Origin of the sequence: Amycolatopsis coloradensis (genome assembly GCF_037997115.1) — a bacterium.
Taxonomy (GTDB): Bacteria; Actinomycetota; Actinomycetes; order Mycobacteriales; family Pseudonocardiaceae; genus Amycolatopsis; species Amycolatopsis coloradensis_A.
Map to the genome: position 1 here is coordinate 8,376,407 of NZ_CP150484.1, position 24,083 is coordinate 8,400,489.

Consider the following 24,083-nt stretch of genomic DNA (forward strand, 5'->3'; position numbering starts at 1 on the left):
TCTGAATGCGGTAGTTGCGCGGGTTCACGTCAGGCGGGGACCGGTTCGGGGCGGAGCGAGCGCAGGTGCCCGGATTCGGCGAGCAGACCGTCCAAAGCGGACAGGAACGACGGAAGGTGCGCGGCGAACCGGCGCAGATCCCGATCGCCTTCGAGGCCGCCGAACCAGTACAGCCCGGCCGAACCGTCCGCCGACGGGTCCAGCCCCTCGAACGTCCGGAGCCAGCGCTCGACGTCACCGAGCACGATGGCGTACGGCAGCGACCGGGAGAACACCATTTCCCGGTCCCCCACCGGAATGTCGGCGACCTTGACGGTGTGCAGGTATTCGAGCAGCCCGCGCACCTGGCCGACCAGGCGCCTGCCGCGCGAGGTCCGCGGCGGCACCCACGAAGCGCCCAGCAGCGCGGCGACCCCGGCGAGCACGGCCGCGACGCCGAGCAGCGCGTGCCCGATGGTGAAGGTCAGGACGGCGGTGCCCACGAGGCCGAGCGCGATCAGGCCGATGCCCGCCCACGTGAGTTTGCTCTTGCCCTTGTCCGGGCGGCGCGAGAACCAGCCCTTGCGCACTACGTCGGCGTACATCGCCTCGCCCGCGACACGGAGATCGACGGTGCCGCGGTCGCGGAGTTCCGACAGCAGCACGGAATCGGTGCCGTCGGGCAGGATCGCGGTGTAGATCTCGCGTTCGAAGGCGGCGAGGTGCTCGTCCGGCGCGTTGCGGCGCGCGATCCGCCAGTCGACCGTGCCCGCGCCGCGGACCTCGGCGATCCACAGGTAGTTGCGGACCGCGAGGTCGACCACCGTGCCGCTGACGTCCACGACGTCGACCGTCTCGTCGACGACCGTGCCGACCTGTCCCGGCAGGACACCGTCCGGCGAGGCGAACGAGACCCGGTCGCCTTCTCGCATGAGGACGTCGACCGGACCGGTGCCCGCGGTGAGCGCGCCCTTGTCGCGGCGGCGCAGCAGCCAGATGGCGAGCGCGCCGAGCACCAGGATCAGCGCCAGCGCCCCGAAACCGAGGCCGGCGAGGGCGGTGAGGGCGAACGCGCCGCCGACCGTGGCGATCTGCTCGAACCGCGCGTTCGCGGGCACCGTGCCCGCCGGGAGCTGAACGGCGAGGTCGACCCGTTCACCCGCCGGGAGTTTGTCCTGTTCGACGCGGACGACGCCGCTGTGGTCGGTCTCCGCGAGCGAACACTGCCTGTCCGAACCGAGCGGACCGGCGAAACAGTCCACTGTGGGCATTTCACGCGTCGGCGCGCTGAACGATGCGGACACCCGGGACAGCTCGCCGTCCCAGCCGCTCGCGACCTGCCAGCGGACCTGCTGCGCGCCGTTGACGTCCGCGACCGCCCCGTCCACTTTGTACTTGAGGGTGGCCGCGCCGCCGTCGAAGGTGGCGACCAGCTGTTCGCCGTTCGGCTCCGCCTTGCCCGTGCCCTCGACCGAGACGTCACGGACGACGTACACGCGGTCCTGCTCTTCTCCGGCGGGAACCTTCAAGGGAATCCGGCGTACGAGGTGCTGTCCACCCGGGACGGTCACCTGCTCGGTGATCGACAACGAACCGTCGCGTTCCACCTTCACCGCGACGTTCGCGGCCGCGCCGCTCGGCGGCTGGAGCAGCCCGAGCTGACCGCGCGCGCCGATCGGCGGCGGCTTCGGCAATTGCGGCGCGTTCGTCAGCGAAGGGCCCGCCGCGGGCGCCTCCGGAACGTTTGTATCCGACGGCGGGGCCATCAAGGCCGTGCTCGCCGCGACGGCCACGACCGCCGTCCCCCATTTCGTCAACACAGCCACACACTCTAGGGCAGCCGATCTATGCTGACCGCCGAAACGCCGAATCCGCCACCTGGGCGAACGGCGTTGCCGAATCGCATGGGGGATCCACTCGATGAACCAGCAGCCGCCCGGCCCGCCTGATCCGCGACGCCGGCCGACTCCGCCACCGTCACCACCCGGGCAGCCGCCGCGGGGTGGCCGTCCGCTCCCGCCGCCGGGAGCGCGTCCGCTGCCGCCGCGCGGTGGCCCGCCGATGCCTCCGCCGAACCGGCCGGGGCCCGTCCCGCCCGGTCGCCCTCGGCCGCCGATTTCGCGGCCGACGCCGATCCGGCCCGGGCCGCCGAGTGGCGGCATGCCGCTGCCCCCGCCGGGCGCGGCCCCGCTGCCGCCGCCGCGGATCGGCGCGCCGGTCCCGTTCCGGCCCGGAGCCGTCGGCCCGCCGCAGCTTCCGTACGGTCCGCGTTTCGCGCAGCCCGCGTTCGCGCCCTACGGGGGATACCAAGCCAAGAAGTCGAACGGCGGGGTCATCGCGGCGGTCGCGATCGTGGCGTTGATGGCGTTGATGGGCGGGCTGCTCATGGTGGTCACCATCGCCAACGGCGGCTCGAAGCACGTCGCTGATGTCGGATACTCGAGCTATCCGACGACCTCCTCTTCGGACTACACGACGACCACCACGTCCAGCGACACGTCGACGACGAGCACCCGTTCGCGCGATTCGACCGCTTCACGCGAGACGTCGGCGGGCTCGACCCGCGAGACGTCTGCCAGCCGCGCGCCGTCCGGGCCGCGACCGCACCACAAGCTGGCGGACAACCCGCTGTGGCTCGATTCCCAAGTCGGCCTGCCGAACCAGCCGTGCAACCTCGCGCGCNTACTTCTTCGCGCGCAAGACCATGTTCATCAAGTACTCGCAGGCGTTCATCTGCCTGCCCGGCGGCGCGAAGGGGTTCTCCGGAACCGGCGCTGAGGGAGATTCCGGCTGGACGACCGGCGCGGTCGCCTGAGGATAGGCCTGCTGCCCAGGCGCGGCGGGATATCCCGGCGCGGAAGGCGCCGGCTGCCCGTACTGCACCGCCGGTCGCAGCTTCGCCTGGTCCCGCCGCCGTCGCTCGGCCAGCACGGCCGACAGATACGCCCAGGACGGCACCCCTGGCGGCACCGGCGCCCCGATCGCCTCCGCGACCTGCTGCGCGAGCCCGTACCCGAGCGCTTCGACCGCTTCGGGGCGAAGCTCGCTCGTCCTGCTCAGGTACTGCCGGACGGCCAGCGCGAGGTCGTTCGAAAGCCGGGTCAAGTCCAGCTGCGAGGCCCAGTACGCCAGCTGCGGCGGCATCCCGACGTACGGCGTCCTGGCGGCGGGCATGCGTTCCCGGACCACCAGCGTGCCGGCGAGATAGTCGCCGACGCGGCGGCCGTTGGGCGACAGCAGCGACGTGACCACCGCCACGACGCCGAGCATCCCCAGCGCCCAGAAATCGATGAAGAACCCGGCGAGCCCGCGGACCAGCGCGTGCCGGAACCGCACCGGACCGCCGTCGGTGCGGACCACCCGCAGACCGAGCGCCATCTTCCCGAGGGTGCGGCCGCGGGTCAGCGTCTCGAAGATCACCGGGTAGCCGACCATGATCAGCACGACGGTCACCAGGAACAGGGTCAGCGCCAGCGCTTCGTCACCGAACGCGGCGACCTGGCTCAGCACCAGCATCGCGACGAACAGGGCGATGAGCTGGAGGACGACGTCGAGCATCATGGCGAGCCCGCGGCTGGCCAGTTTCGCCGCGCGGACGTCCAGGACGACGGCCTCGCCGGTGACGAGTTCGGACTCTTGTTCCACCGGGCAAGCGTAGTGACGAATAGGCTGGGCGACCAAGGACGATCGCCGGGAGGGCTCCGAGTTGGACGTGGACGTGTTCGTCGCCGCGCATCAGGCCGAATGGAACCGGCTGCGTGACCTCGTGGGCCGCGCCGGGAAACTCAGCGGCCCGGACGCCGACGAGCTGGTGACGCTGTACCAGCGCGTCGCGACGCATCTGTCGATCATCCGCTCGGTCGCGCCCGATCCCGTGCTCGTCGCGCAGTTGTCCGGCCTGGTCGCGAAGGCCCGCTCGGCCGTCACCGGTTCGCACAGCCCCGCCTGGCGCGAGATCGGCCTCTTCTTCACCCAGCGGTTCCCGGCGGCGCTGTACCTGAGCCGGCGCTGGTGGCTGGCGTCGGCGGCGGCGTCGATCGCGGTGATGGCGATCGCGGCGGTGTGGATCGCCGGTGACCCGCAGGTGCTCGCGTCGCTGGCCTCGCCCGAGGAGTTCAAGGACCTGACCGCGCCGGGCGGGAAGTACGAGACGTACTACTCGTCCGATCCCGCGGGCTCCTTCGCCGCACGCGTCTGGACCAACAACGCGTGGGTGGCCGCGACCTGCCTGTTCCTCGGCGTGGTGCTGGGTGTCCCGGTGATCTACGCGCTCTGGGCGAACTCGCTGAACCTCGCGATCGGCGCCGCCCTGATGTCCTCGGCCGGGCGGCTCGACGTGTTCTTCGGCCTGATCCTGCCGCACGGCCTGCTGGAGCTGACCGCGGTGTTCGTCGCCGCCGGGACGGGGCTGAAGCTCGGCTGGACGGTCATCGACCCGGGACGCCGTTCCCGGACGGCGGCGCTCGGCGAACAGGGTCGCTCGGTCGTGGTGATGGCGCTGGGGCTGACCGTGGTGCTGCTGATCTCCGGCGTGATCGAGGGTTTCGTGACCCCGTCGGGCCTGCCGACCTGGGCGCGCATCGGAATCGGTGTAGTCGCGGAGGTCGCGTTCCTGCTTTACGTGTTCGTCGTCGGGCGCAGGGCCGCGAAAGCGGGCGAAGTGGGCGACGTCGACTGGCGATACGCTGGAGACGCCCGGCCGGAAGCGGGCTGACCTGGGAAAAAGGAGCAAGGGACCTTTGCTGCCACTTGCTTAGCAGCTGCAACTACCCTCGAAGGTGATGCTGTTCCCGTCCTCCAGGCTCGCGCTGCCCGCGAACCGGATCTCGAACTCGCCGGGTTCGGTCAGGACGATCTTCGGGCTCGCCGCCGAGCCGTCGGCCCCGGTCTTCGCGGTCGCCGTCTCGGCACCGCCTTCGAAGACCAGCACGTTCTTAGGCCGTGCCGCGCGGACGAAGAAGTTCACCGGCACGTCGGCCGCGGGCTGGCCGTTCTCTCCGACCACGCGTACCACGAACGGCTGACCGGGCGTCTTCGTCGACAGCCGCTGCCCGTTCCCCGACAGGATCGCGAGCGTCCGCACGCCGGCCGCCCAGGTGTTGGAAAGTCCGGACAGCGAACAGACCTCCTGGTACAGCCGAGCCCCGACGACCGGTGCCTCCGCGGTCAGGCACCGAGCCGTCGCCACGTTCGCCAGCAGCACCAGCCCGGGCAGCCCGGCGTTGCGACGCCATTGCTGGTGACGGTCCTTGCCGTCGCACGCGACGAGTTTGACGCCGACCCCGTCGACGGGGCTGATCGCCGCCAGGCACTGTCCACTTGCGACATGCTTGTAGGAAAGCGCGGCCTTGTCGTACACCCAGTGCGCGTTGGCGTCCTTGGCGTCGGCGAGGGCGAGCTTGCCGTCGGCCGCGGCCAAGGAGATGGTGCCGCCCCCGTCGGCGAGGTAGACCGGTGTCCCGGCGGGCTGCGCGGAAGCGGGCGCCCCGGACAGCATCACCGAAACCACCGCGAAGAACAGTACGAACCTGCGCAAGCCTGGGCCCCAATCGTGTCGGTCCGGATCTCCTCCGAGCTAACCGCCCGCGACCGCCTTCGCCAACCGGCGCCACTCCATCGGGTTCAGCCGAACCGCACGTGGGTCCGCCACAGCTTGAACAGCTCAAGATCGCCGACGACGTCCCCGGCTTCCCTGCGCTGGTAAAGCGTCAGCACCAGATCCGTCAGCGAGCCGCGCACGGTCACCGCGGCACCTCGCCGCCCCCGCTCCCAGGTGACCGCCGAGCCGTCGAGGTCGAGGAACCAAGCGTGCTCCCCCGACTCGAAACCCACCGACCGGCCCGCCCCCAGGATTTCCCGCTTCTCCGGCCTGAACTCGAAGTGCGGTGGCAGCGCTTCGAGTTCCATCCACTCGTCGATCGCGTCGAACACGACGTCGGGCGCGGCGCGGAACTCCAGCCCCACGGCCAAGGTCGCGTCAGCGCGATGGACGAGCGTCTCATGCGTGAAGCGGCGCGCGTAGAACGACGCGTTCCGGTAGTGGAACGGCACCCAGACCTCGGCGTCCGGTCCCGCTTCCCGCAGTGCCGACGCCAGCCGGGAAGCACCGTCCACCAGCCAAGACCCGGGCAGCCGTCCGGAATCGTCGCCGTCCACCCGGCGCACCTGGTCGTCGGGCACCGGCGCGGTCGCCCGGCTCCGGACGATCTCGTCCGCCCATCGGTGCCCGGCGCCGAGATGCCGCACCAGCGCGCCCAGCGTCCAGCCTGGACAGGACGGCACGGGCGTCGTCAGGTCGGCGTCGGCCAGTTCGGTCGCGAGCAGCTCGGCCTGGGTGACGATCTCCGCGCAGTGCCGGTCGAAATCCATCGGTTCCTCCTGGTGATCGGTTCACCAGGGGGTCGGAGCCGGTCCACGGCTCTCGACATCACAGTCGTCCGGCCGCCTTCAACGCGAGATACCGGTCCGCCAGCCGCGGCGGCAGCTCCTCGGGCACGGCGTCGACGACCTCGACTCCGTGCCGCGCCAGCCGCGCGGTGACCTGGCGCCGTTCGGCCAGCACCCGCTCGGCCGCGGCCGCGTCGTAGACGGCTTCCGCGTCGCCACGGCCCGCCGCCATCTCGGCGACCCGCGGGTCCGCCACCGAAGCGATCATCAGCCGGTGCCGTGAGGTCAGCTTCGACAACACCGGGAACAGGCCTTCTTCCAGCGGTGCCGCGTCCAGCCCGGTCAGCAGGACGACCAGCGCGCGCCGCCGGGTCCGCCGCAGCACCTCCGCGACCATCCCCCGCGCGTCGGTCTCGACCAGCGACGATTCGAGCGGCGCCATCGCGTTCACCAAGGCGGGCAACAACTCCGTCGATCCCTGGACCGCGGCGTGGACCTGCCGGTCGTAGGCGAGGAGGTCGACGCGGTCACCCGCCCGAGCGGCGAGCACGGCCAGCAGCAGGGCCGCGTCCATCGCCGCGTCGAGCCGGGGCGCGTCCCCGACCCGGCCCGCCGAAACGCGGCCGGTGTCGAGCACCAGCACCACGTGCCGATCGCGTTCGGGGCGCCAGGTCCGCACCATGACGTCGGACGCGCGCGCCGAAGCCCGCCAGTCGATCGACCGGACGTCGTCGCCGATCACATACTCGCGCAGGGAGTCGAATTCGGTGCCCTGGCCCCGGATCAGCACCGCGTTGCGGCCGTCGAGCTGCTGCAGTCGCGCGAGCCGCGAAGGCAGATGCTTACGGCTGTGGAACGGCGGCAGCACCCGCACGGTCCACGGCACGTCATGCGAACCCTGTCGCGCGGCGAGCCCCAGCGGCCCGATCGACCGGACGGTCACCCTGGCGGCGATCCGGTCACCGCGCCGGGTCGGCAGGAGCCGCGTGGTCACGACGCGGCGTTCGCCAGGGGGCAACGTCAGCCGGTGCCGGTCTTCCGCGCCGGCGCTGGGCGGCCAGGCGTCCCGGAGCCACGCGCGCACCGGACGGCCGCCGGGGTTGGCCACCGTGAGCGTGACCTCGCACGCCTCCCCCAGCCGCACCGACGTCGCGCCGGAGCGCGCGAATTCCAACCGGCGCACACTCCCGGCGAGCAGGAGATCCAGCACCACCAACAAAAGCAGTACCGCGGCGGCCAGCCCGATCCCGGCCGACGAGGGCAGCAGGAAACCGACCACCGGCGCCGCGAGGAGCGCCAGTAGCCCAAGCCGCCCGGTGACGGCCATCAGCGCGGAACGGGCACGGACGCGAGGACACGGTCCAGCACGCCGTCGGCGGTCGCGCCTTCGAGCTCGGCCTCGGGCCGCAGGTCGAGACGGTGCCGCAAAGCCGGGCGGGCCAAGGCTTTGACGTCGTCCGGGGTGGCGTAGTCACGGCCCGCGAGCCACGCCCACGCCCGGGTGGCGGCAAGCAGCGCCGTCGCGCCACGCGGGGAGACGCCGAGCCGCACGGACGGCAGCGACCGCGTCGCCCGGCAGACGTCGACGATGTAGGCGAGCACTTCGGGGCGCACGGTGACCCCGGCGACCGCGCGCCGCGCGGCGTCGAGCTGGGCGATCCCGGCGACCGGGGTGACCCCCGCCGCGGACAGGTCCCGCGGGTCGAAACCCTGCGCGTGCCGGGAAAGAATGCCGAATTCGTCCTCACGGGACGGCATCGGCATGGTCAGCTTCAGCAGGAACCGGTCCAGCTGCGCCTCGGGCAGCGGGTACGTGCCCTCGTATTCGACCGGGTTCTGCGTCGCGATGACGATGAACGGGTCGGGCAGCGGCCGCGTCTTGCCGTCGCTGGAGACCTGACGCTCCTCCATCGCCTCCAGCAGCGAAGACTGTGTTTTCGGCGGGGTGCGGTTGATCTCGTCGGCCAGCAACAGGTTCGTGAACACCGGGCCCTCGCGGAACGAGAACTCGCCGCTGTGCGCGTCGTACACGATCGAACCGGTGATGTCGCCCGGCATGAGGTCCGGCGTGAACTGCACCCGGGTCGTCTCCAGGTCCAGCGCGGCCGCCAACGCCCGCACCAGCAGGGTCTTCGCCACGCCGGGGACGCCTTCGAGCAGCACATGTCCCCGGCACAGCAACGCGATGATGAGCCCGGTGACGGCCGCGTCGTTGCCCACCACGGCTTTTCCGACCTCGGTACGCAGCGCGATCAGCGCCGCGCGCGCGTCGGCCGCGGCGTCCACACTGGACTGTTCGGTACTCAAGACCGCTCCACCTCTCGTTCCACGACATCGAGTCCGTCCGCCAGCCGCACGAGCGCGGCGTCATCGGCGGGCGGGTCCCCGTACAACAGCGCGCCGATCTCGGCGGGCGCCCGGCCGGTCCGCGCGGCGACGGACTCCACGAGTGCGGCCGGTTCGGCGTCGCGGGTGAGCCCCAGCAACGGCCGGAGCCGCGCGCGAGCCGCCTCCCGCAGGGTTTCCCCGGCGTGCGCGGCGGCCTTCGCCTTGCGATACAACCTTGCCCGCCCTTCGGTGGCCTCCGCCGCGCGGACCACGACCGGGATCGGTTCGGTCACCACCGGCCCCAGTCGCCGGGACCGCCACAGCGCCAGCAGCACCACCGCGACCCCGGCCTGCAGCGCCGCGTACGACCAGCCCGCCGGGATCAGCTCGGACAGCGGCTTCTTCTCGGTCTCCAGCGACGGGTCGGCGGCCGTCGGCAGGTACCAGACCAGCCGCTCGTGCTTCCCGAGCAGCCGCATCGCCAGCGCCGCGTTGCCCTCGTCGGCCAGCCGGTCGTTGGTCAGCGGGGCGGGCGTGCCGAGCACGGTCACCGTCCCTTGTGGACCCGGGACTTCGAGATACGAGCCGCCGTAGCATTCCTGCGCCCTCGGCTGCGTGGCCGAATACTTCAGGCCGCCCATCGTCGCGTTCCCCGCCGCGACGGGATCCTTGGCCTCGCAGTCGGGCGCGCGGGTCTCGGTCTCGGCCTGGCCGTTCACCCGCACCCCGGGAAGGATTTCTTCGACCGTGCCAGGGCTCGGCTGCACCAGCACGACGTGCTCGGCGTTCTGCCTGATCTCCGTGAAGGCGCTCTTGGGCACGTACTCGGGCCGGGTGATCAAGACCGTCGCTCCCCTCGCGACCCCTTTGGCCGCGGCGGCGGTGCGCACGATCGGGATCTTGACGCCTTCCCGTTCCAGCAAGGTCGCCAGCGCGCGGCTGCCGGTGGGCTCGTAGGAACCCGGTTCGAGCGCGCCGGTGGTCTGGTCGCCCCGGAAGAGGACGAGCAGCGTCCCGGTCAGCACGATCAGGAGCACGACCGCGAGCGGGAGCCGCACCCCGCGCCAGATCCGGCGGGCGTCGGGCGAAACCGAGGTCATCCGGCCGCCAAGGCGACAGGCCTGGCACGACGGCAGCCTTCGTCCAATTCGGACAGTGACCGATAGCCGGCCTCCGTGGCGGGGATCCCGCCGTAGTGGACGTCGTCGAACAACCGGGCACCCGCACGCAACGGAACGGCGACATCGGGCAGCAGCCGTCCGGCTTCGATGGCGGCCTCGTCGGCGGTCCGCCCGGACTTCTCGTCCAGCAGCGCCCGCTCCTCCAAGGACCGCACCACGGCACGGAACCGCTCACGGACGGCGTCGTCGAAGTCGCCCCGCGACGCGGCCTCCTCGGCCGCCTCGCGATGTTCGCCGGACGCCTTGCGCTGCCCGGCGAACACGGCTCGCCCGCCTTTCGCCGACGTCGCCAGCGGACCGGATTTCAGCCGGATCACCACGACCACCACGATCAGCACGACGACCAGCAGCAGTACGGCGAAGATGCCGCCAGGTACCGCGCTGTCGACCGTTTCGAGGAAGCCCAGCAGCTTTTCGACCACCCAGTTGAACGCTTCGGACAGCCAGCTCGGTCTCGCGGCCAGATAGGCCTCGCCCGAGAGCTCCTCGGCGGCACGCAGCCGGGCGGTGTCCCGGTCGATGTCGACCGGGACCTCGGTGAGGAAGCGCGTCACCATGCCTGCGGCGGGGGCGGCGTCGCGATCCCGGCCGCGCGGGCCAGCTCGATGTCCATGCCCTCGCGGCGCATCCGCTGGTCGATGTAGAGGATCACGGTGACCAGCGCGGTGAACGGGCCGACGATCGTCTGCGCGATCACCGTGCCCACCGACTGCAGGATCAGGTCACCGGTCGACGGCACGTACATCTGGTCCAGATCGCCGAAAATGGACAGGAAGGCACTGAAGCTGAACGGGATCGTGATGATGGACGCCAGGAAGGACGAGATCACGGTGGCCAGCAGCAAGATGCCGAAGACCCGCCAGAACATCCCCGACACCAGCTTCACCGACCGGCGGAACGCCTCCATCACCGTGCCGCGTTCGAGGATGAACGCCGGGCTGGCCAGCGCCCAGAAGGTGTAGGGGATGATCGCGGGCAGCAGGCAGAAGATCGCGGCGACCATGATCGCCAGCGTGTAGAGCACGGTCAGGCCGAGCAGCGGCAGCAGCCGCGGCGTCGCCTCACGCAGCGCCTCCTTGAAGGTGACCGGCTTGCCCAGCACGGCCTTGCCCATCAGCACGGTGAGGAAACCGGTGAGGATCGTCGTCCCGAGCAGGGTGGCGACCAGGCTGATGGACGACGACGCCAGCGTCCCGCCGAGGACGCCGAGCATCTGGTTCATCAGTTCCTGATCGGTGGCCGCCGGGCCGAGATCGCGCATCCGTTCGAGATCGGCGGTGGTGTCGACCAGCAGCAGCCCGACCAGGTTGATGGCCGCGGTGAGCACGGCGGTGACCGCGGCGGCACCGAACACCATGCGCCAGTACTTGCGCATGGCGGTGACCGCGCCGTCGAGGATGTCGGTCAGGTTCAGCGGGCGCAGCGGGATGACGCCGGGCCTGCCGAGGCCGACCTTCCAGTTCGGGTACTGCTGCTGCGGCGGCGGCTGGTACGACGGCAGCGGGGGAGGCGGTGGCGTCGCCCCGGACGGGGACTGCCACTGCTGCTCCGGCGCCGGTGAAGGCGGCACTTCCCCCTGCGGCGGTGTCGGTGTCTCCGCCCGCGACTGTGGTGGTTCCCCCGCCTGCGACTGTGTTGGTTCCCCCGCCTGCGGCTTCGGCGTCTCGGTGCCTTCAGGCCCGGACGGTCCGCCGGTCTCCGTCATGCGACAGCCCCTTACCCGTTCACGTTGCTTGCGCCCACTCTTCCAGAGGGTCCGACACCCAGCCAGAGCTGGGGGGACGACACTGATGGGTGACCGCTCGCCTCACGCTGGATACCCTCTGCAGCCGAGCTGTGGGTGGGGACACCGTTAGCTCGTTATGCTGAACATCGGGCCGGGTACCCCCGGTTCGCCCCTAGAACCACCGGGACCGACTTGATGACGCAACCGCCCCACGGCCAGTGGCCGCCACGCGGCGCCGTCCAGCCACCGCCGGTGCACGGCCAGCACCCTGCCCAGTGGCACGGAGCGCCGCACCACTTCCCGCCTCCGCCGCCACGCCGTTCCGTGGGCGCGATCATCGGTATCTGCCTCGGCGCGGTCGCCGTACTGGTCCTCGGCCTGGTCGCGATCGTTTCACTCAATCGTGACGACTCCGATCACGTAGCGAACGCGGGCTACAGCACTCTCCCGGCCACGTCGTCGCGGACGGAACTGCCACCGAGCGGGTCTTCGTCGCCGTCTTCCTCGACGAACCCGTTCCCGACGTCGCCGTCCAGGGCGCCGTCCTCGTCGAGCGGGCCGCAGAAGATCCTCAAGCTCGGCGACCACCCGATCCTCCAGGACCCCAACGCCGGCCTGCGGAACCGCGTCTGCACGCTGCCGCAATGGCAGAGCAGCCAGCAGGCCGCCGAGGCGTTCTTCACGGCGGCGGGCAAATGCCTCGACAACGCCTGGGGCCCGTTCCTCGACGCCTACGACCTGCCGTTCACCCCGCCCGCGCTGCACTTCCCGACCGGGGCCAGCTTCGAGACCGAATGCGGCACGATCCAGGTGGGCATCGCGACGGCGGCGTACTACTGCGAGAACAACCTCTACGTGCCGTTCCGTGGTCTTCAGACCGACCAGTACGGCAACAACCCCGGCGTCTACCTTGCCCTTTTCGCGCACGAGTACGGGCACCACGTGCAGGAGGTCGCCGGGCTGATGGACGCGGCCTGGCAGAAGATCTACGACGCCGGGCAGAACAGCCCGGCCGGGCTGGAGATGTCGCGGCGCAAGGAACTCCAGGCACAGTGCTTCTCCGGGATGTTCCTCGGCGCGCACGTCGACCAGGGCGGCACGATCAGCCGGGACATGTACAACAAGGCCTGGAACGACCAGGAGACCCGCGGCGACAACACTTCGCGCAGCCAGGACCACGGGACGAACGCGCACTACGCGTCCTGGTGGCGGGCGGGTGCGAGCAACAACCGGATCGCCGACTGCAACACCTTCTCGGCGCCGGCGAGCGCCGTTTCCTGACGTTTGCGCGTGAAGGCCCGGTGTCGTGCTTCGCCAACGGCCTGGATCTGGAGAACGTCAACACGCCGTTCCTGGTGTACACCGACGGCAGGTTCTCCGCTTCGTTCGCCAACGTNGGGGTCCGATCGCTTACGCACGAACGCCATGCTCCCAGAACCTCGCGGCAAAACACAGAAGCCCCGGGAGGCGTCACCAAAGGTCCCCCGCTACCGCTCGATCGTCTCCGCGGAGGTCACCTTCCGGATGTACAGCAGCTTGTCCCCCGGCTCGATCGCGTCCGCCTGTGGCGCGTCCACGCGGTACAGGACGCCGTCGCGGACGACGCCCAGCACGATGTCCGGCAGATGCCGCGGCGAACCGCCCTCTTCGGACGGCTCCACCGGGCGTTCGGCGATCGCGAGACCGGACTCGGGGGTGAGCAGGTCCTCGACCATGTCGACCACCAGCGGCGTCGACGTCGCCATGCCGAGCAGGCGTCCGGCGGTCTCACTCGACACCACGACCTGGTTCGCGCCCGACTGCTTGAGCAGGTGGACGTTCTCCGCCTCCCGCACCGACGCCACGATATGCGACTTCGGCGCCAGCTCACGGGCGGTCAGCGTGACCAGCACGGCCGTGTCGTCCCGGTTCGGGGCGACGACGACGGCACGCGCCCGCTGGACCCCGGCGACGCGCAGCACGTCGGCGCGGGTGGCCGAGCCGTGCACGGTCACCAGGCCGAGTGAGGTGGCCGCTTCGAGGGCCTGCTGGTCGGTGTCCACGACGACGATGTGATCGGGTTCGACGTTCTCGTCCCCGAGCAGCGCGTTGACCGCCGACCGGCCCTTCGTGCCGAATCCGACGACGACCGTGTGGTCACGCACCTTCGTCCTCCACTTTTGGATCTTGAAAGCCTGGCGGGAGCGCTCGGTGAGCACTTCGAGGGTGGTACCGACCAGGACGATGAGGAAAAGCACCCGCAGCGGGGTGATCACCAGGACGTTCACCAGCCGCGCGGACGGTGTCGCGGGTGCGATGTCACCGTACCCCGTCGTCGACAGCGACACCGTCGCGTAATAGAGGCTGTCGAGGAAGGTGAGCCCGTCGCCGTTGGCGTCGCGGTAGCCGTCCCGGTCGAGGTAGACGATCAGGACGGTCGCGAGCAGGGCGAGGACCGCGCCGATGATCCGCTTGAGGATCGACCGCAGCGGGCTGACCGTCAGTTCCGGCATCCGGATCACGCCGACGAGCTCGTGGTCCGGGCGGTCGCTCAGCCTGACCGGGAAACGCTTGAGAACCCTCATGCACAGGCTCCGGCCTGGTCCGCGTCACTCACGGTCGGGAGGATAGCCGAAGATCCTCGCGTTGAGCGCGGTATGCGAAGCTCGGGGCATGTCTTCGGATTCCAAGCCGTCTCAGCGGCCCGCGTATTTCCTCGCCGGCCTGCTCGGCGCGGCCGGTGTACTGCATTTCGTCCAGCCGAAGCCGTTCGACGCCATCATCCCGAAGCAGCTTCCCGGCTCCCCGCGAGCGTGGACCTACGGCTCCGGCGTGGCCGAGCTGGGCGTCGCCACCGCTGTCGCCAACCCGAAGACGCGACGTCTCGGTGGGCTCGCGGCCGCGCTGCTGTTCGTCGTGGTCCTGCCGGGGAACGTGAAGATGGCCGTCGACGCCGATCGCCGCAAGGCCCCGAAGCACTGGCGGGTGGCCTTCTGGGCCCGCGTCCCGCTCCAGATCCCGCTGGTGACCTGGGCACTCAAGGTCCGCGACCGCGCCTGACCCCCGCATTTCGTCCTCCGAATGCGGTAGTTGCACACGCAAGGACCGCATTCAGAGGACGAAAAGCTAGATCGTCGGGACGCTCCGCAGGAGCTGCCGCAGTCCTTCGGCGTCCAGCAGATCCGCCGGGCGGACGGTCTTGTCGTGTTTCACGTAGTGGAACGCCGCCCGCACCTTCTCCACGGGGATGTTCTTCAAAGCCGCCCACGCCAGCCGGTACGCCGCCAGCTGCACGGCCAGGGATTCGAGCCGGTCGGCTTCCGGGACGGCACCGGTCTTCCAGTCGACGACGGTCCAGCCGCCGTCCGCGTCGGCGAACACCGCGTCCATCCGCCCACGCACCGTGACGCCCACGACGTCCGCGGAAAACGGGACCTCGACGGCGTGCGGCACCCGATGCGCCCACTCGCTCTTCTCGAACGCGGTCTGCAGCGCCTCCAGCTCGGTATCGGGCGCCTCGTCGACGTCCGCCGCCCCTGGCAGGTCGTGGATCTCCAGCAACTGCTCGCCGCCGAACCGCTGCTCCAGCCAACCGTGGAACGCCGTTCCCCGCCGCGCGTAGGTGTTGGGGCGCACGGGGAGCGGCCGCCGCAGCCGTTTGGCCAGCGCGGCGGGATCGGCCGACAGCTCGACCAGCTGACTCACCGAAAGATGCGGCGGCAGGACGACCTGCTGCACCCGGTCCCGCGCCCGTGCCCGCTCCTCCAGCAGCACCTTGGTGTCGGAGATCCAGCCGTCCGGATCGTCCTCTTCGTCTTCCTCGGCATGCTCCGCGTCTTCCAGCGCACCGAGCACCAGATCGACGCCGTTGGTGACGCCTTCGCGCCGCGGCCACAGCGGATCGACCGGCCAGCGCGCCCGGCGGGAGTCGGCGACCAGCGGATTCTCGCCGTCGGTTTCCGGCTCCTCGGCCCAATGCTCGATCCGGCCGACCGAGTTCGCCCGCATCACCTCGCCGATTTCGAGCAGGAACTCCGACGGCCCCTTCGGCCGCGCGCTGCTCTCGTTCCACCAATGGCCGGAGATCAGCATCGTGTGCTCGGAACGGGTCAGCGCGACGTAACAGAGCCGCCGCTCCTCGTCCGCTTCACGCGCGACAAAGCCTTCTTCGTGCAGCTCCAGCGCTTCCTGCACTTCCTTGCGGTCGGCACCTTCGGGAATCCGCAACTCCGGCAGGTCCTCCGAGTCGCCACGCAGCGCGGCGGGCAGCGAGGTCGACGTCCGCAGCCACGACGACGAACGCCGCCGCCCCGGGAAGACCTCCTTGACCAGATGCGGAATCGCGACGATGCGCCATTCCAGCCCCTTGGCCGAGTGCACCGTCAGCACCTGGACCCGATCCGGGACGACCTCCACCTCGCCGGGGGTGAGCCCGTCCTCCGCGTGCGCGGCCGTATTCAGATAGTCCACAAAGGACAGAAGGGTGGCCGTCGGCGACGTCTCGGCGAAATCCGTGACGACGTCGGCGAAAGCGTCCAGATGAGCGCGTCCGGCAGGTCCCGGGCGGGCCAGCGACTCGACATCGAGCAGCATCGTGCGCTCAACGTCGGCGACCAGCTCGGGCAGCGACTGGTCCAGCCGCCGTCGCAACGCCGAAAGCTCGGCGCCGATCTTCCGGATCCGCCGGTAGCCCTCGGGCGAATACCGTTCCGGTGTCCCGGGATCGTCGATGGCGTCGGCGAGCCCCGCCTGCTCGACCCGTTCGGTCACCAGCACCGGGTCGTCCACATCGGAGTTGCCGGAAGGCGGCACCGGCGAGGACAGTTCGCCCGCTCGGCGCCACAACGCCGCGAGGTCGGCGGCCGCGATCCGCCAGCGAGCCCCGGTCAGCAACCGTGCCGCCGCGCTGCCCGCGAGCGGGTCCGCGAGTACGCGCAACGTGCTCACCAGATCCGCGACCTCGGGTTCGTCGAGGAGGCCGCCGAGACCGACGACCTCCACCGGCAGCCCGCGTGCCCGCATTTCCGCCGCGATCGGCGCCATGTCGGCGCGGCGGCGCACCAGTACCGCGGCCGTCGGCGGTTTTCCGGTCTCCTCCACGGTTTCGAACCAGCGCTTCGCCACCGCGTCGGCCACCCACTCGCGTTCGGCGCGGACGTCCGGCAGCAGCGCGGCCGCGATATCGGCCGAACCCGCGCCTTCCAGCGCGCGCAGCCGGGCGACGCCGAGACCGCGTTCCCGCAAGGGTTCCGAGATCGCGTTCGCGAGTTCGAGCACCTCGGGCGGGTTGCGGAAACTGGTCAGCAGCCCGAAATCCCAGGCCGGGACGAGCCGTTCGCCGTTGTCGCGGGGGAAGTCCGTGGTGAACCGGGGCAGGTTCGCCGCGCTCGCCCCGCGCCAGCCGTAGATGGCCTGCGCCGGGTCGCCCACCGCCGTCACCGGCATCGGCGGATGTTCGACACCGCCGAACAGCGAACGCAGCAGGATCCGCTGGGCGTGCCCGGTGTCCTGGTACTCGTCGAGCAGGACGGCGCCGTAGCGCTCGCGCTCCCCCGCGACCACCGCCGGATAGCTGCTGGCGAGCTGCGCCGCGAGCGAAATCTGGTCGGCGAAGTCGAGCGCGCCTTCCGCTCGTTTCCGCGCGTGGTACGCCTCGACCAGCGGCAGGAGCGCGAGCCGGAACCGTTGCGCCGTCATGACTTCGGCCAGCTTCTGCGGCAACGACGCACGCTGCCCCTTCGCGCGTGGCGCGTTCTCGATGACATCGCACAGCCAGGACGTGTACTCCGCGAGCCGTTCGGTCTCGACCAGATGCTCGCCGAGTTCCCCGGCCAGCGCCAGCAACTGCGCCGTCACCGTGGACGGCACCCGATCGGTGTCCAGGTCATTGTCCCAAGTGGACACGACGCGATGCGAGAACTGCCACGAAGACGTCTCCGAAAGCAGCCGGACCCCGGGCTGGACGGGCAACCGCAGGCCGTGCTCGGACAGCAGCCGACCGGCGTACGCGTGATACGTGAGCACCGTCGGCTCGCCCGCGGTCACCGTCGTCCGCAGGTCGCCGGTCGGGTCGATCTTGTCGAGCAGCCCCGATCCGACCAGGCGGCGCAGCCTGGTGCGGACCCGTTCACCGAGCTGACGGGCGGCCTTGCGGGTGAAGGTCAGGCCGAGCACGCGTTCCGGCGGGACGACACTGTTGGCCACCAACCAGACGACGCGCGCGGCCATCGTCTCGGTCTTGCCCGCGCCCGCGCCCGCGACGACCAGCGACGGCTCGATCGGCGCGGCGATGACCTCGGCTTGTTCGTCGGTGGGACTGTGCAGGCCGAGCGCACGGGCGATCTCGCCCGGCTCGACCTGGCGGCGCTGGAGTTCGGAGATCAAGGGCCGGTCACCTGCCTGCCCTCGGGCCGCAGCGGGCAGCAACCCCTTGCGGGGCAGCGATCACAGTCCGGGTTCTCGGTGACGCCGTATTCCGGGCCCGCGGCGGATCCGGCCGCCGAGCGCACCAGCTCCAGCCATTGCTTGCCGCCGTCCTCGTCCAGCGGCGCCTGCTCGCGCTGGGTGGATCCGGTCTTGTTGTTGGACTTCGCGACGTAGACCAGCCGCGCGCCACCGGGTTTCGAACCGCCCTCGACCGCGCCGAGCAGCACGGCGAGCTGGTACGCGGCGAGCTGCGGATGCTGTTCGGCGTCGGCGGCGGAGATCGGGACCTTACCGGTCTTGATGTCGATGACGACCGGACGGCCGTCCTTGTCCATCTCCACCCGGTCGACACGGCCGCGCAGGAGCACGCGGACATCGTCATCGCCGACCGGAAGTTCGACCTCGATGTCCTGCTCGACCCCGGCTTCGATCAGCTCCTTGCGGCTGGATTCCAGCCAGGTGATGAAGTTCCGCAGCATCTGCTCGACCCGCGACCGCTCGCGGCGCGAGAACCACGGAGCCCCCGCGTCGACCCGGACCCACGCCTCGTCGAGGGCGGCGCGGATCTGCTCGTCGCTGCTGCCGCCCGCGACCGCCTGCGCGAGACCGTGCACCAGCGTTCCCGTGACGGCCGCGAGTTGCGCCGGGTCACTGCCGCCGTGGCGTTCGATCAGCCAGCGCAGCGGGCATTTGACCAGAACCTCCACAGTGGACGGTGAGATGCGGATGAGATCGCCCGGCCCGTGCACCGGTTCGCCGGTGGAGGGTTCCAGCAGGCCGTACCAGGTGCCCGGATGCGCGCCCGGCACCCCGGCGGCGGCCAGTTTGGCGAGCTGACGCGCCGCCCGTTGCCGCCTTTCCGGCTCGCTCGATTCGTCGCAGACGACCTCGCGCAGTTCACCGACGAGTTCGGCGAGCACCAGCGAGCGTCCCGCCGGCTTCATCCGCGAATCGAGGCCGCCGTCGTCCGCGCCGTTCTCCTCCAGGTCGTCGATGAACCGCGAGGGTTGCTCGTCCTCCCCCGCGACCGCGCTGACCAGCAACGTCTTCCGCGCGCGGCTCGCGGCGAGGTAGAACAGCCGCCGCTCTTCGGCGAGGATCGGCGCGGTGGCGGACACCTTTTCGTCGTCGACGCCGGACATGAGGTCGACCAGCCGCTCGACGCCGAGCACGGAACCGCGCAGCCGCAGATCCGGCCAGCTGCCCTCCTGGACACCGGCGATCGCCACGACCGTCCACTCGCGACCGGCGGACGCGTGCGCCGTGAGCAGCGAGACGCCGTCGCTCTTCATCGCGGCGGGCGCCAGCGTGTCACCGGCGATGTTCTGCGAGGACAGGTAATCCGCGAACGAGGCGACACTCGCTTTCGGCAATCTGTCGACATAGCGACCGGCCGCGTCGAAGAGCGCGACGATGGCGTCGAGGTCACGATCCGCCTGGGAGCCGAGCGAACCACCACGGTCGACCAAACGCAGCAGGCGCTCCTCCAGACCACTCGCCTGCCAGAGATCCCACAGCACCTGCTCGACGCCATCCCCGCGCACGACGGCCTGGTGCGCGGCGTGCAGCAGGCCGCCGATCCGGCGCATCGGCAGCGCCTCGGCCTCGGCGAGTCCGGTGAGGACGTCGTTGGTACGTAAGGCTTCCACCAGCAGTTCGTCGCTCGACCGCTGTCCGCCGCCCGCGAGCTCCAGCCTGCGCAGGCCGCGCCGCAGCCTTCGCAGGGCGAGCGGATCCGCGCCGCCCAAGGGCGAGGACAGCAGCATCTCGGCGAGGTCGACGTCGAGCAGCTCCGGATCCGCGGCGAGCCGCAGCATCGCCAGCAGAGGACGAACTGCGGGCTGCTTCGCGAGCGGCAGTTCTTCGGTGGCCGAACCGATGGGTACCCCGGCTGCCCGCAGAGCACGTTGCAGGACAAGGAAAGTACGGGCGGGCGACCGGACGAGCACCGCCATCTCCGACCACGGCACGCCGTCGACGAGATGCGCGCGGCGGAGCTGATCGGCGATCCAGCTCGCCTCGGCGGCCGGGGTCGGCATCAGGCGGACTCGGACGGCTCCGCCCTCGGCGTCCGGCGCGTCGACGAGTTTGCGCTGCGGCGACGAACCGGGCAGCACGGAGCCGAGTTTCGTGACGGCCGCGCGGATCACCGGGGCGAGCCGGTGGGCCGTGGTCAGCAGGACGGTGCGCTCGCCGTCCTCGTCCGCGTCGGCGAACAGGCTGGGATCCGCGCCACGGAAGGAGAACACGGACTGATCGGGATCGCCCGCGACGACGAACTCGTCCGCCGCGTGCCCGATGAGCCGGATGAGCTGCGTCTGCAACGGGTCGAGATGCTGCGCGTCGTCGACGAAAAGGTGCCGGACGCGGCACTGCTCCCGTTCGCGCAGTTCGGGATCGTCCTCCAGCGCGAGCAGCGCGGAAGTGACCAGCTCGGCGGCGTCCAGTGCGGGCGCGCTCGCGACGCCGAGCGCGTTGCCGCCCGCGCCCTGCAGCAGCGTGACCTCTTCATACTGGCTCCAGAAACGCCCGGCCGCGATCCATTCCTCGCGGCCGCGGCGCCTGCCGAGTTCGACCAGATCCTCCGGGCCGAGCCCGCGTTCGGCGGCGCGGAGCAGGAGGTCTCGCAGTTCCTCGGCGAACCCGGGCACACCCAACGCGGGCCGCAGCTGCTCCGGCCAGTCGAGCGCGCCCTCTTCGAGGTCGCCTGCGAGCAGGTCACGGACGACGACGTCCTGTTCCGCTCCGGCCAGCAGGCGGGGCGGCGGGAGATCGTCGGCCTGCGCCTCCATCCGCAACAGCGCGTACGCGTACGAGTGCACCGTGCGCACGAGCGGCTCACGGATCGTGCGCGGCAACGGATCCTCTTCCGGATCGGTGGTGAGCCGGTGGGTGATGTCCGCGCGCAGGACCTCGGCCGCCTTGCGGGAGGTGGTCAGGATGAGCACGCTCTCCGGATTCGCGCCCTCCGCGATGCGCCGCGACGCCGCCGACGCCAGCAAGGCCGTCTTGCCCGTGCCCGGCCCGCCGAGGACCCGGCGGAACCCGTCCGGGGCGGCCAGCAGGCGGCGGGCGCCGGAATCCCACTGGAAGGACGGCGTGCCGGTGACCGGCGTGCGGACCAGCCGCGCGTCGGTTCGTGCCGCTGTTCGCCGCCCGTTCACGCCCACGATGGAACCACGCCCCGCCGACACAACCTCGCAGCGGCACGGCAAAGTGGTCCCATGGATGACGAACTGCACGAGCGGGTGCGCGAGGTCATCGCGAGCGTTCCCGCCGGCTCGGTCGCGACTTATGGGGATATAGCGTCGGTTTCGGGAGCCCCATCGCCGCGGCTGGTCGGCCGGATCCTCGGCGAGGACGGCCACGATCTGCCCTGGCACCGCATTCTGCGGGCCGACGGGACGCCGGCCCCGCACCTGGTCGACGAGCAGCTGCAACGGCTGCGGGCGGAGGGCGTCATATCCGACGGACAGCGCGTCGACCTGCGGAAATACCGATGGCAACGTGATCCCGGCGACGACGCCGGTCCAGGCGCTCTCTTTTAGGTTAGCCTCGCCTAATGAGCTACATCGAGGCGAAGGTGACCGGTGTCCGGCGGCTCACGCCGCATATGAGCAGGGTGACCTTCTCGGGGGCGTCGCTGGCGGACCAGGCGCCCGACCAGTACCTGAAGGTGTTCTTCCCGCAGCCCGGCCAGCCGGAGCCCGTGCTGCCCGCTCCGCTGAGCGGCGACGAAGTGCTGTCCTGGTACCGGACCTACCTCGCGATGCCCGACGACGTCCGGCCGCCGATGCGCACCTACACCGTGCGGGCGCTGCGGCCGTCGGCGCAGGAGGTGGACATCGACTTCGTGCTGCACGGCGACGAAGGCCCGGCCTCGGCTTGGGCCTCGCGCGCCTCGGAGGGCGATCGGGTCGCCTTCCTGGGTCCGCACGGGCTCTACGACGTGCCCTCGGACACGAACTGGCAACTGCTGGTCGGCGACGAGACCGCGATCCCGGCGATCGGCGCGATCGTCGAAGCACTGCCCGCCGGAACGCGAGCGGTGGTCTATGTCGAGATCAGTGATCGCGAAGACCGGCAGGTCTTCGATACGCAGGGGACCGTGGAGCTGCACTGGGTGGTACGAGGTTCCGGCGACGTCGGCTCGGCGGTTCTGGAGGCCGTGCGGAAGGCGGAGTTGCCGGGCGGGACGGCCTACGCGTGGATCTCCGGCGAGGCGAACATGGTGAAGCTGGTGCGGCGTCACCTCGTGCGGGAGCGCGGGATCGACAAGCGGGCGATCTGCTTCACGGGGTACTGGCGGCAGGGGGTCAGCGAAGAGGCCGCTGGCCGCGAGGCGATACGGCGGGCGGAGGCCGGGGAGGCTCCGGTCGAGGAGGACTGAGCGCCTCTCGCGTTGTGGGTTTAGTGCGCCCAATGTGACATTGGGGTCATTGAGTGTCCCCTATGCCACATTGGGCGCGCTCTGCTCTGCGGCTTGTCCTGAAGGGCCCCTTTGAGACGTTGGACGTCCTGAAGGGCCCCAATGAGACATCGGCGCCCGCGCCAGCAGGGACTTGACCTGCGAAAAGAGAGCAAGGGACCTTTGCTACCACTTACGTAGGCACGCTAACCAAGCGATAGCAAAGGTCCCTTGCTCCCGCCCGGAAGTCCGTGAAGGCCTCCCTACCTACCCTCAAGGTAGTGAAGGAGGCCTTCACGGACTCTGGCTCCCTCAAGGAGTCCTTCACGCGCCAAAGTCGAACCTCGAAGCCCACCTCAGTGCGGCACCCAAAGCGTCACCCTGGTCCCCCGTCCCGGCTGCGAATCGATCGTCCCCCGCCCGCCGACCTCCGCCAGCCGCGCCATGATCGACTGGCTGATCCCGAAGCCCGGCGGCCGGTCCAGCATGCTGAAGCCGGTCCCCTGGTCCCGCGCGATGACCGCGACGCCGCCTTCGCACTCCTCGACGCGAAGCACGACCTGTTTCGTCCCGGCGTGCTTCACAGTGTTTCGAAGCGCTTCGCGTACGGCGTCACGGATAGCGGTCCGGCGCGCGTGCGAGAGGCGGTAGTCCTGTTCGGTCTCGGCGGCGACGAGCTGGGTGCGGAGGCCGTCGCGCGCCATTTCGGTGGCGACCTCGGCGAGGTCGGCCGCGAGGCCCCGAGCCGAGGGCGCGTCGGGGCCGGTCAGTTCGCGACGCAGTTCGGCGGCTTGCGCCCGCGCGGTGGCGCGCATTTCGGCGAGCCGTTCCGCGGCCGCGGAATCGTCGTCCGGTGCTTCGAGCCCCATCGCTTCCAACGTCTGCAACACGGAATCGTGCATCACCCGCTGCGTCCGCAGACGTTCGGCGCGCTGCCCCCGGCGCATCCCGATGCCCAGCGCGAACCGGGTCCCGACACCGAGCAGGATCAGGATCCCGGCCGTGGTCACCATCGCCACGACGAGCGCGACCATGCACCCCACCGACCGGCTCATCGCGAGCGGATGGTCGAGCGGGAGCCCGCCGACCCACGTCAGGAAGGCCCGGAACGGCACGGCCGCGATCACCAGCAGACAGGCGGCGGGCAAGCCGAACGACAGCGTCCACAACGCCACCGTCCCGACCATCCACGTCCACGCGACGTCGACGGCGAACGGCTGGATCTCGGCGGGCGCCGCGACGGCCACGATCGTCGTGAGCACCACGCCCACGGCGAGATCCGCGTACATCAGCCGTCCGGACGTCTTCGCCCGGATCCCGCGGCCGCGCACCACCCACCAGACCGCGAAGACGTTGAGCAGCATCCCGAGAATCGTCGTGCTCAGCACCGGAACGATCCCCGCCGAGCCGTTGGCGACCAGGAAACCGATGTACACCTTCGGAAACGCGGCCACCCGGTAGAAGATCGGGCCGAGCGCGGAGTAGCGGATCGCGCGCATCAGCAGGGTGTCCGCGGAATCTTCCCGATAGCGCCAATCGGGAACGGAATCGGGGTCGGGTGCTTCGTCGGCGGGGCTCGCGCCCAAGACCGAAGAACCCTTTCGCAACATCGCGCGCACGAACGTGACCGATTGAGACTCGGACATCCGCCGCCCTCCCCGCGTCCGAT

The 24,083-nt window shown here is 70.6% G+C and carries 17 protein-coding genes and 2 pseudogenes; 6 read left to right on the forward strand and 13 right to left on the reverse strand.

Annotated features, from left to right (window positions below; all coding sequences use genetic code 11):
• Positions 1 to 29 precede the first annotated feature (29 nt).
• Together LCL61_RS39085 and LCL61_RS39090 are read right to left on the reverse strand one after the other, a co-directional pair.
• Positions 30 to 1,799 carry a DUF2207 family protein gene (locus tag LCL61_RS39085; RefSeq protein WP_340688790.1) on the reverse strand — a complete coding sequence of 590 codons (1,770 nt, stop codon included), beginning with the start codon at positions 1,797 to 1,799 and terminating at the stop codon, positions 30 to 32.
• Between the two features lie 919 nt (positions 1,800 to 2,718).
• Positions 2,719 to 3,624, reverse strand: a pseudogene (locus LCL61_RS39090) (RDD family protein); the annotation flags it as partial.
• A gap of 61 nt (positions 3,625 to 3,685) precedes the next feature.
• Between LCL61_RS39090 and LCL61_RS39095 the strand changes: the two are divergent.
• Positions 3,686 to 4,693, forward strand: coding sequence for a stage II sporulation protein M (locus LCL61_RS39095; RefSeq protein ID WP_340684388.1), 1,008 nt, complete (start codon positions 3,686 to 3,688; stop codon positions 4,691 to 4,693).
• Positions 4,694 to 4,732: 39 nt separating this feature from the next.
• Here LCL61_RS39095 and LCL61_RS39100 read toward each other — a convergent pair whose 3' ends face one another.
• The 7 genes from LCL61_RS39100 to LCL61_RS39130 form a co-directional block, all read right to left on the reverse strand.
• Positions 4,733 to 5,515, reverse strand: a complete 783-nt coding sequence (locus LCL61_RS39100) for a hypothetical protein (protein WP_340684389.1) — start codon at positions 5,513 to 5,515, stop codon at positions 4,733 to 4,735.
• A gap of 86 nt (positions 5,516 to 5,601) precedes the next feature.
• Positions 5,602 to 6,348 (reverse strand): maleylpyruvate isomerase family mycothiol-dependent enzyme, encoded by a 747-nt coding sequence (locus LCL61_RS39105; RefSeq protein ID WP_340684390.1) that lies wholly within the window; start codon positions 6,346 to 6,348, stop codon positions 5,602 to 5,604.
• 58 nt (positions 6,349 to 6,406) lie between these two features.
• A complete protein-coding gene (locus LCL61_RS39110) occupies positions 6,407 to 7,693 on the reverse strand; it encodes a DUF58 domain-containing protein (protein WP_340684391.1) in 1,287 nt (428 codons plus the stop codon).
• Positions 7,693 to 8,652 (reverse strand): MoxR family ATPase, encoded by a 960-nt coding sequence (locus tag LCL61_RS39115; RefSeq protein ID WP_340688791.1) that lies wholly within the window; start codon positions 8,650 to 8,652, stop codon positions 7,693 to 7,695. The genes LCL61_RS39110 and LCL61_RS39115 overlap by 1 nt, the downstream gene beginning before the upstream one ends.
• 17 nt (positions 8,653 to 8,669) lie before the next feature.
• Complete coding sequence (locus LCL61_RS39120; RefSeq protein ID WP_340684392.1) at positions 8,670 to 9,794, reverse strand: DUF4350 domain-containing protein; 1,125 nt, start codon at positions 9,792 to 9,794, stop codon at positions 8,670 to 8,672.
• On the reverse strand, positions 9,791 to 10,432 hold the full coding sequence (locus LCL61_RS39125; RefSeq protein ID WP_340684393.1) for a DUF4129 domain-containing protein: 642 nt from the start codon (positions 10,430 to 10,432) through the stop codon (positions 9,791 to 9,793). Before LCL61_RS39125 ends, LCL61_RS39120 begins: the two co-directional genes overlap by 4 nt.
• Entirely contained in the window at positions 10,426 to 11,580 is a 1,155-nt protein-coding gene (locus LCL61_RS39130) for a hypothetical protein (RefSeq protein ID WP_340684394.1), read from the reverse strand. Before LCL61_RS39130 ends, LCL61_RS39125 begins: the two co-directional genes overlap by 7 nt.
• Before the next feature lie 216 nt (positions 11,581 to 11,796).
• Here LCL61_RS39130 and LCL61_RS39135 point away from each other — a divergent pair, with 216 nt between their 5' ends.
• Positions 11,797 to 12,882 (forward strand): neutral zinc metallopeptidase, encoded by a 1,086-nt coding sequence (locus LCL61_RS39135; RefSeq protein WP_425341966.1) that lies wholly within the window; start codon positions 11,797 to 11,799, stop codon positions 12,880 to 12,882.
• A 17-nt stretch (positions 12,883 to 12,899) separates the two neighbouring features.
• Positions 12,900 to 12,995: pseudogene (locus LCL61_RS42780) on the forward strand (putative glycoside hydrolase); the annotation flags it as partial.
• Between the two features lie 93 nt (positions 12,996 to 13,088).
• Here the strand turns inward: LCL61_RS42780 and LCL61_RS39140 are convergent.
• The gene (locus LCL61_RS39140) at positions 13,089 to 14,165 is read right to left on the reverse strand and encodes a potassium channel family protein (protein WP_340684395.1); all 1,077 of its coding nucleotides are present in this window, start codon (positions 14,163 to 14,165) and stop codon (positions 13,089 to 13,091) included.
• Between the two features lie 88 nt (positions 14,166 to 14,253).
• Between LCL61_RS39140 and LCL61_RS39145 the strand changes: the two genes are divergently transcribed.
• Entirely contained in the window at positions 14,254 to 14,640 is a 387-nt protein-coding gene (locus LCL61_RS39145; RefSeq protein WP_340684397.1) for a hypothetical protein, read from the forward strand.
• A gap of 66 nt (positions 14,641 to 14,706) precedes the next feature.
• Here the strand turns inward: LCL61_RS39145 and LCL61_RS39150 are convergent, their stop codons facing one another.
• Both LCL61_RS39150 and LCL61_RS39155 read right to left on the reverse strand, forming a co-directional pair.
• Entirely contained in the window at positions 14,707 to 17,964 is a 3,258-nt protein-coding gene (locus LCL61_RS39150; protein WP_340684398.1) for an ATP-dependent helicase, read from the reverse strand.
• Positions 17,961 to 21,176 carry an ATP-dependent helicase gene (locus LCL61_RS39155; RefSeq protein ID WP_425341967.1) on the reverse strand — a complete coding sequence of 1,072 codons (3,216 nt, stop codon included), beginning with the start codon at positions 21,174 to 21,176 and terminating at the stop codon, positions 17,961 to 17,963. Before LCL61_RS39155 ends, LCL61_RS39150 begins: the two co-directional genes overlap by 4 nt.
• A 54-nt stretch (positions 21,177 to 21,230) precedes the next feature.
• On the opposite strand from LCL61_RS39155, the gene LCL61_RS39160 reads away from it, so the two are divergent.
• Positions 21,231 to 21,554: an MGMT family protein gene (locus LCL61_RS39160; RefSeq protein ID WP_340684400.1), complete on the forward strand. Its 324-nt coding sequence runs from the start codon at positions 21,231 to 21,233 to the stop codon at positions 21,552 to 21,554.
• Between the two features lie 14 nt (positions 21,555 to 21,568).
• Positions 21,569 to 22,396 (forward strand): siderophore-interacting protein, encoded by an 828-nt coding sequence (locus LCL61_RS39165; RefSeq protein ID WP_340684401.1) that lies wholly within the window; start codon positions 21,569 to 21,571, stop codon positions 22,394 to 22,396.
• Positions 22,397 to 22,770: 374 nt separating this feature from the next.
• Here LCL61_RS39165 and LCL61_RS39170 read toward each other — a convergent pair whose 3' ends face one another.
• On the reverse strand, positions 22,771 to 24,060 hold the full coding sequence (locus tag LCL61_RS39170) for a sensor histidine kinase (RefSeq protein WP_340684402.1): 1,290 nt from the start codon (positions 24,058 to 24,060) through the stop codon (positions 22,771 to 22,773).
• Positions 24,061 to 24,083 lie beyond the last annotated feature (23 nt).

Bases quoted from the DNA above. Each gene is read 5' to 3' on its own strand.
- LCL61_RS39105 (WP_340684390.1), bottom strand. From the start codon at position 6,348: ATGGATTTCGACCGGCACTGCGCGGAGATCGTCACCCAGGCCGAGCTG.
- LCL61_RS39110 (WP_340684391.1), bottom strand. From the start codon at position 7,693: ATGGCCGTCACCGGGCGGCTTGGGCTACTGGCGCTCCTCGCGGCGCCG.
- LCL61_RS39120 (WP_340684392.1), bottom strand. From the start codon at position 9,794: ATGACCTCGGTTTCGCCCGACGCCCGCCGGATCTGGCGCGGGGTGCGG.
- LCL61_RS39125 (WP_340684393.1), bottom strand. From the start codon at position 10,432: ATGGTGACGCGCTTCCTCACCGAGGTCCCGGTCGACATCGACCGGGAC.
- LCL61_RS39130 (WP_340684394.1), bottom strand. From the start codon at position 11,580: ATGACGGAGACCGGCGGACCGTCCGGGCCTGAAGGCACCGAGACGCCG.
- LCL61_RS39135 (WP_425341966.1), top strand. From the start codon at position 11,797: ATGACGCAACCGCCCCACGGCCAGTGGCCGCCACGCGGCGCCGTCCAG.
- LCL61_RS39140 (WP_340684395.1), bottom strand. From the start codon at position 14,165: ATGAGGGTTCTCAAGCGTTTCCCGGTCAGGCTGAGCGACCGCCCGGAC.
- LCL61_RS39145 (WP_340684397.1), top strand. From the start codon at position 14,254: ATGTCTTCGGATTCCAAGCCGTCTCAGCGGCCCGCGTATTTCCTCGCC.
- LCL61_RS39160 (WP_340684400.1), top strand. From the start codon at position 21,231: ATGGATGACGAACTGCACGAGCGGGTGCGCGAGGTCATCGCGAGCGTT.
- LCL61_RS39165 (WP_340684401.1), top strand. From the start codon at position 21,569: ATGAGCTACATCGAGGCGAAGGTGACCGGTGTCCGGCGGCTCACGCCG.
- LCL61_RS39170 (WP_340684402.1), bottom strand. From the start codon at position 24,060: ATGTCCGAGTCTCAATCGGTCACGTTCGTGCGCGCGATGTTGCGAAAG.